We start from the raw sequence: 14,128 nt of genomic DNA, 5'->3' as shown, positions 1-14,128 counted from the left end.
GGATTTTCAGCTGCCGTCCGGTGCATCGTACCAGGCCGATTGCCTTCGCCGGGAACGCCATGACCAGCACGACCTCGCCATCCTCCGAGAAAATCCAGCCGCAGCTCCGGTCCGTCCGGCCAAGCGATGCGGAGGCGCTTTGCGCTATCTTCAACATGCCGGGCTTCCGTTGGGGCACGTTGAGGATGCCCTTCGAGATGGTGGAGCAGGTGGAGCGGCGCATCGCCAAGTCCGGCCAGGAAACCACCTGGATCGTGGCGGAGTTGGACGGCAAGGTCGTCGGCCATGGCAGCCTGGTCGTGCAGGGTTCGCCGCGCCGTTCGCATATCGGCGAGATCAATATCGGCCTTGACGATGCCTTTGTTGGCAAGGGCATCGGCTCTGCCATACTTGGCGCGCTGCTTGACGTGGCCGACAACTGGCGCGCCCTGAAGCGCGTCGAATTGACCGTCTATGCCGACAACGAGCCGGCCATCCGTCTCTACACAAGTCACGGCTTCGAGGTCGAAGGCCGGCATGTGAAGGCTGGTTTTACTGACGGGCAGTACCACGACCTCCTGAGCATGGCCCGGCTGCGGTTCTAAGATCCGCTGTTTGGCCTTGGCTGTTTAGCCAATCTGACAATTCGTGCCGAGTCGGCGATTGCCAATGGAGAACTCCATAGGATACGCTCAATTGCGTCTCACACCATTTGATCGAGTTGACGAGCTGGGCCGGCCGCATCCAGCAAGTCTGGCCTCCCTTGGCGTTTGCACCGCAAGCGGCTAGACGGGACCAATGACCGCCGTTTTTGACCCAACCCCTACGCCTCCAGTCGAAATTCTGGCTGTGCTGTCGCTGCTCTGCCCGGAAGTCGTGCGTGACATCGAGCTGAACTGGAACGCGCCGGTTTCCGATTACGCCCGCCATCTGTGGCGGCCGGTGGCAAGGCCTGCATCGGGACCGGCGATCGCTGCCCGCTCGATCCTGCGCGAAGTCCTGCATCAGCGCCTTGGTGCGATCATGCAGCCTGAAGAGATCGGCAAGGCCCTCGAAGAGTTCGAGCACAGACCGGTGATTCAGTCCGGCCTGCACTGCCTGCTTCTGATGGACCGGATCACCTTCGATGCCCTCTTGCTTGCCTGGCTCGGGGCGGTCGAAAACGGGCTGTCGGCCTTCTTCGCTTTCATGGGGACGACGATGACCATGGAGACAATTGGCCGGGAGGGGCCGGGATGGCTCGATGTCGGTGACGACAAGGTCAACCTGTTTGGCATAGGTCGCCGCAAACTGTGCAAAAAAAGCGCCTGCGCGGCCGGTCCTGTCACCCTCAACAAGCGCGCGCTCGAAGCGGTGGGCGACGAAACGGATGCCAGCCGCTGGCTGGGCATGCTGCTTGCCAGTCAGGACAAGGTGTTTGGAACCGCCGCCGATGCGCTGACAGCCCTCAACGAAGATCTGGTCGCCGATTGGGATCGTTCCGGCATGGCCCTGCCGGTTTTCATCGATGACCGGCTCGCCGCGGCTGCCATGGCGCGGCATCTGGAATATGACGGCAGCCTTCTTTCCAGGCTGCTCCTCGAGCCCGCAAGACGCCAGCGTCTCGAACGTGCCTTGCAAGAGGCCGCATCGAGCCCATTTGGCCGTTTCCTGCCCAATGCCACGGCCTATTTCTGGGGCATCCGCGAGGAGCGCGTGCGCAAGCTCGTCCTCGAGAACGGGCACCTGGTCGAGCCCGACAGGCCGCATGGCCTTTCCATCCCGTTCGAGCGGCCGCATCTCAGGCAGGCGCTGCTGGAGGGCGTGCTGCTGCCGAACGCGTTCCTGGTGTTCCTCGTTCTTGCCATATTGCCGCGCGTGCGGGTTGTGGGCGGCCTGAGACAGATTGGCTATGTAGCGCTTTTCCACTCGATCCTGCTGGCTGCGCTCGACGAAAACGCGCCGGAAGAGCGCGATCTGGCTGCGGAGCTGCAGGTTCGGGAAAATGCCTGGGGCATGCGGGTCATCGATGAAAAGATCTCGGTCCGCGAGCAGCTTGCCGGCCTGCCGGAAGGGGCGCTCTTCCCGGACCTGCTCCGGCAATACCGTTTGCGGACATTTGCCGAGACGACCGACGACCTGAAACTGGTTCGCGAAAACGCCCGATGGCGCAAGATCGGCCAGGCTGAGATCAAGGCGACCTGAGCCTGCTTCGGGTTGATTTTCTGGTGCGCAACCGCAAGCGACGGCGATCTGTCGGTGAGCCTCTGGCGTCTGATCCGGCCGCTTCCTTGACGCTGATGCCTTTCGGGATTTCGACGACGGCTTCCGCCTCGATCGGCAGCGCTCTGCCACAGGACCCACACTGATCGCTAGATGCCGATTTGCGCTGCCGCTTGCTGGTCGACAGCTATCGGTTCATCCTTGTCAACACCCTGGCCGTGAAGGCGTAGCGAGATCACGCTGTCACGGCCCCTAGTGAGGTCTTGTCCTATGGACTGCTCGGGCTGCGGTTTCGAAGTTGAGGGCGGTTACGCTTTCTGTCCGAGGTGTGGCAGGCGCCAGCCCGTGCCATGCGCCAGTTGCGGCTACCCCTGCGCACCTGATTTCGAGTTCTGTCCGAAATGTGGGGCAAGCGTCGGTGCGCCCGCAAAAGCCGTCGAACGACCTGCTCCGACACCGAGCCGGACCATTGTGCCGCCTTCTCGAACTCCGTCGCTGCTTCCGAACGTCGAAAGCGAAGATGGGCTGCATCCCGTCTCTGACGCCGATCGCCGGACGGTAACGGTCCTGTTCGCCGACCTTTGCGGCTTCACGACACTCAGCGAGCAACTCGACCCCGAGGTGATGCAAGCGCTGCAGAACGAACTGTTCAAGGAATTGACGGCGGCCGTGCGAAACTTTGGTGGTTTCGTCGACAAATTCATCGGCGATGCACTGCTCGCTTTGTTCGGTGCGCCGGTCGCGCATGAGGACGATCCGGAACGTGCGCTTCGCGCCGCTCTCGAGATGATCGCCCGGACGGCGCGCCTCGGCGAAAGCGCCTCCCACTCCGGCTCGCCTCTGTTACTCCACATCGGCATAAACACTGGTCCGGTCGTCACTGGCGGATTGGGCATCGGTACCGCCAAATCCTATTCGGTGACCGGCGACACAGTGAATACGGCGCAACGCCTGCAATCGCTGGCCGCACCGGGTGAGGTGCTGGTAGGCGAGCTCACTCACAGGTTGACCCGGCATGCCTTCTCTTACGAGTCGCTGGGTGATGTCGTGCTTCGCGGCAAGGCTGGCAGCGTGCTCGTCCATCGACTGGATGCACCGCTTGCGGCGCCGCGTGCAGCGCGTGGGCTCGAGGCGCTCGGCCTCAGCGCGCCGATAATAGGTCGTAGTGCGGAGCTCCATAGAATGCTGGCGAGTCTTGACCAGGCTTGCGGCGGCTCGGCCCAACTTGTCCGCCTCGTCGGAGAAGCCGGTATCGGGAAATCGCGGCTGGTGAAGGAGTTCGTCGCCCGCGTCGGCGACGAGGATCGTTTTCGCAACGTCGCCGTGCGGCAGGCCACGTGCTCACCGCTGGGCGAACAATCATTTGGCGCCTTGGGCGCAGTGGTGCGCAGCGCTGCCGGGATGATGCAAAACGACAATGGGGACGAAATGCGGGGGAAGCTCGCAGGCTTGCTTACCGATCTCGGCCTGCAGGGCGAGGAGGCGAAGCGGCTGATGCCTTTGCTCTACCATGTGCTTGGCCTTGGCGACCCCGATGCCACCTTGCAGCATGTCGAGCCCGAGCAGCTGCGGCGGCAAATTCTCTACGCAGTCCGCACAATCATCGAACGGCGGCTTGCGTTGTCGCCGCTGTTGATTGTCGTCGAAGACCTGCACTGGGCCGACGCCGTGTCGCTCGAGGCACTGCGTTTCGTGATGGACAGGTTGGAACGCACGCGGTTGATGTTGCTGGTCACGCATCGTCCGGCTCCGGACAACGACCAGCTCGACTCAAGTAGGGTCAGTCACACAGCGCTCAGGCTTTCGCCGCTCAACAGTGACGACGGACGCAGCCTGCTGTCGGCGCTTTTCGGCGAGAGCTGGGTAAACTCCGCAGGAAGGCTTCTCGACCAGATCCTCGAGCGCGCCGGCGGCAACCCCCTTTTTGTAGAGGAGATCGTTCGCGGCCTTATCGATCGCGGTGTACTGGTGCGCGAGGGCCAGCGATGGCGGACTGTGGCGGGCGAAGTCGCAACCGGCATTCCCGCCACTATCCAGGCAATGTTGCTTGCTCGCGTCGACCGGCTGCCCCAAGAGGTACGCCGGTTGGCCCAGGAAGCCGCGGTAATCGGCCCGCGCTTCGATGCCACACTTTTGAAAGCCGTGACAGCCGACCCCGGCCGGCTAGAAGCCGGCTGCGAACTGCTTTGCGATGCGGAAATCATCGAGGAAGTTGCCGGATCAGGCTCGGTCTCGTCGCAAAGCTACCGCTTTACGCAAACGTTGCTGCAGGACGTGATCTACCAGAATCTGCTCCTGCAACGCCGGACCGACATCCACGGGCGGGTCGGTGCTGCCTTGGAGCAACTGTGCGGCGACAAGCCGGAACGGCTCGAGGATTTGACCGTGCTCGGTCATCATTTCGCACAGAGCGCCGAGCGGGAGAGGGGCGCGCATTACCTGCAGGCGGCGGGCGATCGCGCTCGCACAATATACGCCAACGACGACGCCCTTCGTTTCTACGAGCGAGCACTGACTGCGTTGGACGCGATCGGGCAAACACCGCTCAAACTGGCAATTGCAGAGCGCATTGCCGATTTGAGCGGGCCGGTAGGCCGCCGCGAGATCGCGCACCACCACTACGAGACGGTGTTGCAGGCATACCGCGAGTCAGCCGATCGTGTCGCTTCGGCGCGGGTTTTGCGTAAGATCGGTCGGCTGCTCTGGGACGTCGGCAAGCGGGACAACGCAGAATCCCGCTATGCTGAAGCGGCAGCGCTCCTCGATGGAGCGGATGCGCCGATCGAGCAGGCGCATCTGTGGCAAGAACGTGGCCGACAGGCGTTCCGTAGCGGAGACCACGCTCTCGCGGCAAAATGGGCGGACGCGGCGTTGGATTGCGTACGCACTCTGACAACGGAGCATGTCTCCGAGGTAGGGCGTGATGCCACTCTTGTGACCGCCGAGGCACTCAATACCAAGGCTGTTGCGCTGGCTCGCCTTGGGCGAAACCGTGAAGCCGTGCGTCAGGTTGAGCGAAGCATTGAATTGGCCGAAGCCGCCGGTCTACTGGGCGCGGCCTGCCGCGGCTACACCAATCTCGGCGTGCTTTACACGACCATCGATCCGGCACAGGCGATGGAGGTCTGTCGGCGCGGTCTTGAAGTGGCGCGCCATATTGGTGATCTGGGTTTCCAGGCGCGCCTTCTCGCCAATCTGGCGGTCGCTTGTTGTACTTTCACGGATCGCTGTCCAACGGAGGGCGTGCCTGCTGCCGAGAAGGCCATCGAGATCGACCGGGCGCTCGACCAGCGCGAGCACCTGCCGGTGCCGTTGATCGTGCTTGGGCAGATCCATCAGTGCAACGGCCGTCCGGAACTGGCGGTTGGCTTGTTCCACGAAGCACTGGACGTAGCCCGCGAAACGGGCGAACCGCAACTGCTGTTTCCGTGCTATGATGGTCTTGCAACGCTTAATCTCGACCTCGACAATCTGGCCGAGGCCGAACGCTACTTTTCCCTGGCGCAGGGTATATGCGCCCAGCACGGGCTCGACCCGGAAGCGCTTGTGGTGCTGCCTTTTCTCGACTAGCCGGGTTGGAGGGTGGAAATGTCCGCGCGTAGTGACTTGGTACCGCTTCAACCGGGCGACCGTGCGCCGAACTTGGTACTCGACGCCATTACCCACGAAGGCAAGATCGCGCTTGACGACTTTCGCGGACAAAAACCGGTTCTGGTCGGCCTGTTTCGAGGTCTGCATTGTGCGTTTTGCCGGCGCCATATCGCCGCCCAGGCGCGGCTTGATCCGGAGCTGCGCGAAAAGGGCGTGGAGAGCCTGACGGTGGTCAACACGCCGATCGAACGGGCGCGTCTCTATTTCCGCTACCACCCGATACCGAATCTGCTCGCGGCCTCCGACCCTGAACGCGCTTCACATCGTGCTTTTGGACTGCCCAATCTCGAATTCACCCAAAACGAGACGAACTGGCCGTACAAGGTCTCGATGGCAGCGGTAAAGGATATGCGGGTCGACATACCAAGCGAGTTGCCCGGTCCTATGGATCCTATTGCGGCCGGCGAAATCCTCGACAAGAAGGACAATTACGAAATGACCGAAGCCGACGAGCAGATGATGGCAACGGGACACGGACAACTGGTCGGTCAGTTCCTGCTGGACCGGCAGGGGATCGTCCGCTGGAGCTTCACGGAGGTTCCAGAGGGTGGGCGATACATGTTTGGGGCGCCAAACCCGCAGGAGCTGATGTCAGCGGTGTCCCAAGTCGCCCAATAGACTTGCGAACGAGGTAAACGGGCGGGACACTGACAAGTTCACCGTTCATTCGAGCACGGCCTCGACCCTGGCAACAAAGTCATCGAGCGAGCGATCCCCGCGAATCTCGATGCGCGGAAGGTCGATGGGATCGCAATCGAGGTCCGCCGGCCCGTGTCTGCCGCCGAAGCCGATTCGATAGCCGCACTCCTTGGCCAGCCTGCCAAGCCGTCGGTCGGTGACAGAAAAGGGTGCCGCGAACGCCGTGGTTGGCCGACCGGTCCACCGTTCGATGAACATACGAGAGCGCAGGAGCTCGGCGGCCAAGTCAGAGCTCGACAGACCATCGATCGCGCGATGCGTCGCCATATGGCTTCCGAAGAACGCACCTTCGCCGGCGAGGCGTCGCACCGTCCCGGCGTCCATAAGCGGCGTCGGCGGACCGCTGTGGGCGTCCCACTGTGCGCTTTCACCCACCAAGTCCGTCACCAGGAACACTTCCGCGGTCAGGTCGTTCGCGCGCAAGATCGGCCAGGCATGGTCGGCAAAGTTCTGGAAGCCGTCATCGAAGGTGATGAGCACCGGGCGGCCAACGAAAGGCTGGCGGTTGGCGATAGACCCTTCCAGCTGCTCGGACGCAATCGCGTGAAAGCCATTGGCGCGCAGCCATGCCATCTGGCTGCCGAATAAGGCGGGCGTGCACCGAAAACGGGCGAGCGCGGCCGGACCATCATCGGCGACGCTGTGATACATGAGGACCGGGATACGCTGCCGCCGCTCGCTGCGTGCGACGTCGCGGCGCAAGGCCCGCGCCCCGCCCCAGACGATTTTTCGCGCGACCCCCATTTCGATGCGCGCGCGGATTGGCACATGATCAACCTTCGGTTCCGTCGCCACGTCGCCTGGTGACAGGCGGCGGAAGCGGTCTATGCGATAGAGCTCGGTCTGGATCGATTGCTCGAGGACGAGGCCTTCGGTCCCTGCGAGCGTCTCCGAGATCGCTTGTGCACCGAATGTGTTCCAGTCGAAGCCCGTCCTCTCAGGATTGTCACGTAGCACGAATGCGTGCGCGCTGATGAAGCTGCCGCCAGGCGCCAACGCCTCAACGACTTTTTTGGCGAAGCGTTGCAACTCGGCGAGATCATCCAGGTAGTAGAGCACTTCCGAACAGAAGATCAGATCCATCTCACCCGGCAGCGTATCCGCCATGAAATCCAGTACGCCGAACTCAACATTCGGCTGATCGCTGCATCGCGCGCCCGCTCGCCCGATGGCTACGGCGGAGATGTCAGTTGCGGTCAAATGGCCCACTCGCGGCGCCAGCTGCCGCGTGAAGTGCCCCTCCGCGCAGGCCAGCTCAAGCGCCCGTCCGATCGGACCGGCAGGCAGAATTTCGAGCTGCCGCTCATATTTTTCCTGCTCATAGGACGAACCGTAGTTCCAGGGATCCTCGGTCGCGAAACGGCGATTCCAGAACGACGTGCGATCATTGTCGTGCCCATCCGCGGCCGATGCACGGCGCGGCGCTGCAAGCGGCTCTGTAGCTTCGGCGCTCGACCGAACCAGCCCCCGCGCTTCCGCGGCCAACCGCGCGAGTTTGCCGAAGTGGCTGTCCCGATCAGACCGGCGTCCCGCGATGGACAACAATGCCTCGGCTGCAAACATGTTTGAGTTGTCGGCACCGGCGCCCTGTTGCGGGGCATGTACAGGAGATCGCCTCGCAAGCCGCGCGGCACTGTGTATAAGCCGCCCAGGGGGCACGAAATCCCGGGTCAATTCAATCCAATGGCGCCTTGTCACTTTCCCGAGTACGCCGAACTGCACGACAGCCTCGATCTGACCATCCATCATCAGATAGGCATAAATTTGATCGATTCCTTCCGGAAGTTCGATCGAGGTCGGATTTCGAATATCGACGCGAATTCCAAGCGTCCGCGCCAGCCTGCGCGGCGCGGCAAGATCGTCGAAGTCGAGAAGCATTTCCTCAAGGTGATACTGGACGCGGCGGCCCGCGACGGGATCGTCCCAGACCTTGCCGAGTTCGGTGATCAACTCGGTGAGGGAGCCGCCGAACCTGTCCCACCTGGCAGCCAATTGCGCTGGCACCGATAGGCTTCCTACCATAAGGCCATCGAAGGCCACCTTGGCGATCTCACGCGCCCACTTACGTCCTGCCGGGAGCGCGCGCAGGGTCTGCGGGCTGATCGAGCGGCGGCCGCAGCCGCAATCCGACGCGGCGTTCCACAACGCGAACCACGCGAGTGCTTCGGAAGCGGTGCGGCCGTTCGCCTCGATCGCTCCATTGGCGTGAGCCGATGCTGGCTGTTTGACCCTGGGATCAGGAGAAAAGCCGCGGGCGATCACGATTTCCGCATCGGCCAGCATCTGCGTCGAATTGCGGGTGAGCGAGTTGGGGCTGGTTCGATAGAAAGCGAGCGGCTCGTCGACCATCACCCAACGTTTGCCTAGACGTGACAGGCGCTGCCACAGATCCCAGTCCTCGCAGGTGCGCAGCGAAACATCGAAGCCGCCCAACTCGACAATTGTCTTCCGGTCGACGAGCAGCGCGTGAGTGCGGATGGCGCACCGGCGCGCGAATGTTTCGAAGGGCTGGATAGCAACCTCCGTCGGGATGCTCGACGGGGTGAGTTCGCCATCGGGCATCACGCGCCGGGAACCGCAATAGGCGGCGACCGCATCGGGCGCGGCTTCAAGTGCGGCCAGCATTTTCGCAAGGAAGCCGGCGTCAACCCAATCGTCCGCATCCAGGAACATGAGCCAGCGTCCGCGCGCTGTCGAAATCCCGCTATTGCGCGCGCCGGCGGCGCTATACGCGCAAGAGCTCAACGTCCGAAACCGGGCATCGTGCTCCACATAACCGACAACAATCGCGGCGGTGGCGTCCGTGGAGGCGTCGTCGACGACGATCGCCTCCCAGTCCATTATTTCCTGATCGAGAAGGCAATCGAGTGCGCGCGCCAGCGTTGCCTCCGCGTTGTGCGCAGGAACCACGATTGAAACCAAGGGATTATGCGCCACGCCGCCTTACCCGCGCCTGGTTCGAAGGTAGAACAAGAGTCCCGAAACATAGCCAGCGATTTCCTGCCAAAGGGAACGGTCCTCAGGGACGCTGCGTCCAACCAGTCTCCTGCGAACTCTTCCGAGCCGCCGCGACGCCATTTGGCTGCAGAGCGAGCTTGCTCCTGTCGTGCTACCGATGTTGGAAGCCTGGCGCAGCAGTCGCATCCGTGCCGCCGAGCTTGGGCGCCAGCTGTCGCAGATGCCCGTCAAAGCCAAGCATGCCGCATATTCATCTTGATCCCCGGAGTCGGCGCCATGACCACAAGCTGCGGTCCCTGGCACCGTATGAGTGCAACAGCTACGGCAAACTGACGTCTTTTGCAATCGGGGGCGCAATGAATGCAAGCCCACTGAAGCTTTGGTGTGAATGACTGCAGTTATTGGGACTATTGCTCCCCTCCTGTCGACCGAAACGCCTCGATTCCGAGGTGCATTCTCGAACAGCCATTCTCCGTGCGAAAGAAGACCTTCCTTCTACCGTTGGGCCCGCATCGGAAGCGGATCGTCGCAGTATACAGTCGGGTGCGAGACAGTATGTGCACCGCCAGATCAGCTAATTTAGATACTTCTAATGAGTCCGCGCTACTTAATTGCGCTCCAGTAGCTATAGCCGGACATTGTATTACTCATTTCGATAGTAGATTGCGTCAAATGGTCGATTAGATTAGGCGGTTATGGCTGCTATCACAAAGAGATGCGAGAGCGACACCAATCGGAACTCGTGCATTTGCTGCTAGTCGAAGAGATGTAAAAGGGACGCACGAATTGGCTTAAGTCAAGAAGATTCCGGCTTGCGAGCCGGGTATTTTGCTGACATGCTTGGGCGTTTTTGAGTTTTGCACTGTCGCAGGTGTTCAAATGAAGGGGCATAAGGATGGCTAAGGAATCTTCGAGTACCGCTTCTTCAGCAAATAAAGCGGACGAAAATCTGATAAGTAATGCAGACGGAAACGGGCTGGCCTTCATGGGGGTCCAGGCTCGCGAGAGCGGGGTCTCCGGCGACGCTGTAGGTGTCGACAAGATACGTGATCTGCTGTTCGGCAACCAGATGCAGGACTATGACCGCCGTTTTTCCAAGCTTGAAGAACGGTTCTTGCAGCGCTTCAAGGATGTCGAATCCGAGGCCAAGCGCAATCTTGAAATGTACGAGTCAAATGCAAAGAAGCAGGTCGAATCGCTCGCGGCGCAATTGCGGAACGAAAAAGATGCACGAGCCGAGGCCGACAAGGAGATTGACCGGAATCTTCGCGAGCAAAATCAGGCGCTTGAAAAGCAGGTGCGCGCGTTGTCGGATCAATTGAGCGAGCTTGAGCGCGAAGTTGCGGACCGGATAAATCGAAGCGATCAATTGCTGCGTGAGGAAATCAAGCAAAAGAATGAAAGCATTCAGATGCTAATGGAGAAAATGTTTTCCGATCTCAGCAACGTAAAGACCGACCGAAATCTTTTGGCTGGCCTGTTTGTCGAGGTTGCAAAATGTCTAAATCAGGATCCCGCCGGCAGCAAGAGCAACTCGGAACGTAGTTGGAAAGTGAGTTGATCGGAACTTGACGTCGACCGTCGACCCAATCAGCCTTCCTCAAAGAGCAGCTTCGAACGATACAGAGATTGATCGCGAGGCGCTGGCTAGTCTTTTGGTCGAAATTGCCCGGAACGTCGATCCGGACTATCGTGCGCGTTTCCACGGAGTTCCAACCGCCGATCCTCGCATGGAAACGCTGCGCCAGTTGCTGGTCGGCCGCGAAATTTCGGAGCTTTCACGAGTTACGCAGCTGCTCGACGAACCTGAGCAGCTTGCGGCTGCAGTGGGGGGTGTTCTCCCCAGTGCAGCCGCACGTGCGCCTCATGCGCAACTCGGCGAGGCACTTGCGCCAGCTGTCGAGAGGGCCGTGCAACGGTCCATCCAGAAGAGCCCGCGTACGCTTACGGATATATTATACCCGGTGTTTCTGCCGGCAATTCGCAAGTCGATCGGGGAAAAGATCGATCAGACCTTTCAGTCGCTGAATGAAACTTTAAGACATATATTTACCTGGCATGGGCTCAAGTGGAGATTTGAAGCTTGGAGAACGGGTGCAAGCTTCTCAGAAGTTGTTCTTAAGCATTCGCTTGTCTATCGTGTAGAGCATGTCTTTCTGATTAACCGCAATTCCGGGCTTTTGATAGCGCATGTAACTGCCGATAATGCAACGAGCGAAGATCCGCAACTCATTTCTTCGATGCTTAGCGCAATTCAAGATTTTGTGAAAGACTCATTTAACGAGAAAGAACAGAGCGGCCTGGACACTATCCGTTTTGGGGAGCTTCGTCTCTGGTCAGAAGTTGGACCGTTTGCGACCTTGGTTGCGGTGATCCGGGGAAATCCGCCAGAGGAATTACATGAAATAGTTCGCGATGTGTTGCTTCGCATCCATGATGAATGCTCACAGGCTTTAGAGCAGTTTGACGGCGACAGTTCGCAGTTGGCCGGCGTAGAGACGCAGTTGCAGACCTGCGTTGAACTGAAGCAGGAGGACTCTAACCAGGGATTTCCGTGGCTGGTGGTGGCTGCTGTCCTGCTGGTTTTGATTCCGGCAGGCGGTTGGCTCCTTCTTTCCTGGCAATCCGGGCAGCGCTGGCAGGCCTATGTGTCGCGACTTGAGGTCCAACCGGGAATCATCGTCGCCCAACAAACGGCGAGGGGCGGACAATTCTATATTGCCGGCCTGAGAGACCCGCTTGCCGCCGACCCGCAGTCGCTGTTGTCCGGAACGCAGGTCGATCCCGCCCGCGTTCATTCACAGTGGCAATTCTATCAGAGCCTTGAGCCGGAGTTCGTGTTGAAGCGGCTAACGGCGTCGCTGGCTCCGCCGAAATCGGTTCGGCTTTCGATCGTCGAGGATCGCATCGTTGCCGAGGGTGAGGCTCCCGACACCTGGATAGATCGGGCACGCGTAGCGGCCCGACAGCTTTCGGCAGGCGGACCGGTATTCGACATCTCCAAGGTTCGTGATGTGAGCCCCGAAGCACGCGCGGCGGAGCACTGGCAGACTTATGTGTCGCGACTTGAGGTCCAACCGGGAATCATCGTCGCCCAACAAACGGCGAGGGGCGGACAATTCTATATTGCCGGCCTGAGAGACCCGCTTGCCGCCGACCCGCAGTCGCTGTTGTCCGGAACGCAGGTCGATCCCGCCCGCGTTCATTCACAGTGGCAATTCTATCAGAGCCTTGAGCCGGAGTTCGTGTTGAAGCGGCTAACGGCGTCGCTGGCTCCGCCGAAATCGGTTCGGCTTTCGATCGTCGAGGATCGCATCGTTGCCGAGGGTGAGGCTCCCGACACCTGGATAGATCGGGCACGCGTAGCGGCCCGACAGCTTTCGGCAGGCGGACCGGTATTCGACATCTCCAAGGTTCGTGATGTGAGCCCCGAAGCACGCGCGGCGGAGCACTGGCAGACTTATGTGTCGCGACTTGAGGTCCAACCGGGAATCATCGTCGCCCAACAAACGGCGAGGGGCGGACAATTCTATATTGCCGGCCTGAGAGACCCGCTTGCCGCCGACCCGCAGTCGCTGTTGTCCGGAACGCAGGTCGATCCCGCCCGCGTTCATTCACAGTGGCAATTCTATCAGAGCCTTGAGCCGGAGTTCGTGTTGAAGCGGCTAACGGCGTCGCTGGCTCCGCCGAAATCGGTTCGGCTTTCGATCGTCGAGGATCGCATCGTTGCCGAGGGTGAGGCTCCCGACACCTGGATAGATCGGGCGCGCGCAGCGGCCCGACAGCTTTCGGCAGGCGGACCGGAATTCGACATCTCCAAGGTTCGTGATGTGAGCCCCGAAGCACGCGCGGCGGAGCACTGGCAGCATTATGTGTCGCGACTTGAGGCCCAACCGGGAATCATCGTCGCCCAACAAACGGCGAGGGGCGGACACTTCTATATTTCCGGCCTGAGAGACCCACAGGCCGCCGACCCGCAGGCTCTGCTGTCCGGAACAGGGGTTGATCCTGCTCGCGTTCATTCGCAGTGGCAATTCTATCAGAGCCTTGATCCGAAGTTCGTGCTGAAGCGGCTGGTGGCGTCGCTGACTCCGCCGAAATCGGTTCGGCTTATGATCATCAAGGATCGCATCGTTGTCGTGGGTGAAGCTCCTGCCGCCTGGATAAACCGGGCGCGGGTCGCCGCCCAACAGCTGTCCGCGGACGGACTCACTCTAGAAATCTCCGAGCTGCGTGAGTTGACCCCTCAGGAACTCACTCATTTGAGGGAGGCTATTCAAGCGGTCGACATTTTCTTCGATTCTGGCAAGGCTGTACCGGGACCAGAGCAACTGCCGGTTCTCGACAAATTGGCGAATCAGTTGAAGGAATTGGCCAAGGACGCCCGCAAGGCAGGCGTAACAGCACAGTTCATGTTGACCGGCCATTCGGACACGACGGGCCGTGAAACGGCCAAGTTGTCGATCAGCGCCGCCCGCGCGGAGACAGTTCGTGCGCTTCTCAAGCAGCGCGGCGTCGATCCGGAATTGCTCTTGGTTCGCGGCGCGGGCACCTTTGAGCCAGCGGAGACTGAAAATAGCCGAACCGGGAGCTCCGCCAATCGCAGAGTTTCGGTTACGGTAAACTTCCACTAGGGCGG

The 14,128-nt window shown here is 60.7% G+C and carries 7 protein-coding genes and 1 pseudogene; 7 read left to right on the top strand and 1 reads right to left on the bottom strand.

The features are described from left to right. Positions 1–59 precede the first annotated feature (59 nt). The 4 genes from IHQ72_RS03670 (at position 60) to IHQ72_RS03655 (ending at position 6,450) form a co-directional block, all read left to right on the top strand. Positions 60–584 carry a GNAT family N-acetyltransferase gene (locus IHQ72_RS03670; RefSeq protein ID WP_258121221.1) on the top strand — a complete coding sequence of 175 codons (525 nt, stop codon included), beginning with the start codon at positions 60–62 and terminating at the stop codon, positions 582–584. A 193-nt stretch (positions 585–777) separates the two neighbouring features. Then, entirely contained in the window at positions 778–2,163 is a 1,386-nt protein-coding gene (locus IHQ72_RS03665) for a hypothetical protein (RefSeq protein WP_258121220.1), read from the top strand. 288 nt (positions 2,164–2,451) lie between these two features. Beyond that, positions 2,452–5,751 carry an ATP-binding protein gene (locus IHQ72_RS03660; protein WP_258121219.1) on the top strand — a complete coding sequence of 1,100 codons (3,300 nt, stop codon included), beginning with the start codon at positions 2,452–2,454 and terminating at the stop codon, positions 5,749–5,751. Positions 5,752–5,769: 18 nt separating this feature from the next. Continuing rightward, on the top strand, positions 5,770–6,450 hold the full coding sequence (locus IHQ72_RS03655; protein ID WP_258121218.1) for a redoxin domain-containing protein: 681 nt from the start codon (positions 5,770–5,772) through the stop codon (positions 6,448–6,450). A gap of 45 nt (positions 6,451–6,495) precedes the next feature. Here the strand turns inward: IHQ72_RS03655 and IHQ72_RS03650 are convergent, their stop codons facing one another. Continuing rightward, positions 6,496–9,468: a trifunctional glycosyltransferase/class I SAM-dependent methyltransferase/polysaccharide deacetylase gene (locus IHQ72_RS03650; protein ID WP_258121217.1), complete on the bottom strand. Its 2,973-nt coding sequence runs from the start codon at positions 9,466–9,468 to the stop codon at positions 6,496–6,498. Between the two features lie 157 nt (positions 9,469–9,625). Between IHQ72_RS03650 and IHQ72_RS03645 the strand changes: the two are divergent. From IHQ72_RS03645 to IHQ72_RS03635, 3 genes and pseudogenes are all read left to right on the top strand, one after another. Then, positions 9,626–9,777, top strand: a pseudogene (locus IHQ72_RS03645) (IS110 family transposase); the annotation flags it as partial. 607 nt (positions 9,778–10,384) lie between these two features. Further along, positions 10,385–11,050 (top strand): coiled-coil domain-containing protein, encoded by a 666-nt coding sequence (locus IHQ72_RS03640; protein ID WP_258121216.1) that lies wholly within the window; start codon positions 10,385–10,387, stop codon positions 11,048–11,050. Between the two features lie 7 nt (positions 11,051–11,057). After that, positions 11,058–14,123 (top strand): OmpA family protein, encoded by a 3,066-nt coding sequence (locus IHQ72_RS03635; protein ID WP_258121215.1) that lies wholly within the window; start codon positions 11,058–11,060, stop codon positions 14,121–14,123. The last annotated feature ends 5 nt before the right edge of the window (positions 14,124–14,128 follow it).

The organism is Mesorhizobium onobrychidis, assembly GCF_024707545.1.
GTDB classification, from domain to species: Bacteria; Pseudomonadota; Alphaproteobacteria; order Rhizobiales; family Rhizobiaceae; genus Mesorhizobium; species Mesorhizobium onobrychidis.
The sequence above is the reverse complement of the archived record's forward strand: the minus strand, read 5'-3'. Positions and strand labels throughout refer to the sequence as shown.

Coding starts and splice junctions, on each gene's coding strand:
- IHQ72_RS03670 (WP_258121221.1), top strand. CDS start 60: ATGACCAGCACGACCTCGCCATCCTCCGAGAAAATCCAGCCGCAGCTC.
- IHQ72_RS03665 (WP_258121220.1), top strand. CDS start 778: ATGACCGCCGTTTTTGACCCAACCCCTACGCCTCCAGTCGAAATTCTG.
- IHQ72_RS03660 (WP_258121219.1), top strand. CDS start 2,452: ATGGACTGCTCGGGCTGCGGTTTCGAAGTTGAGGGCGGTTACGCTTTC.
- IHQ72_RS03655 (WP_258121218.1), top strand. CDS start 5,770: ATGTCCGCGCGTAGTGACTTGGTACCGCTTCAACCGGGCGACCGTGCG.
- IHQ72_RS03640 (WP_258121216.1), top strand. CDS start 10,385: ATGGCTAAGGAATCTTCGAGTACCGCTTCTTCAGCAAATAAAGCGGAC.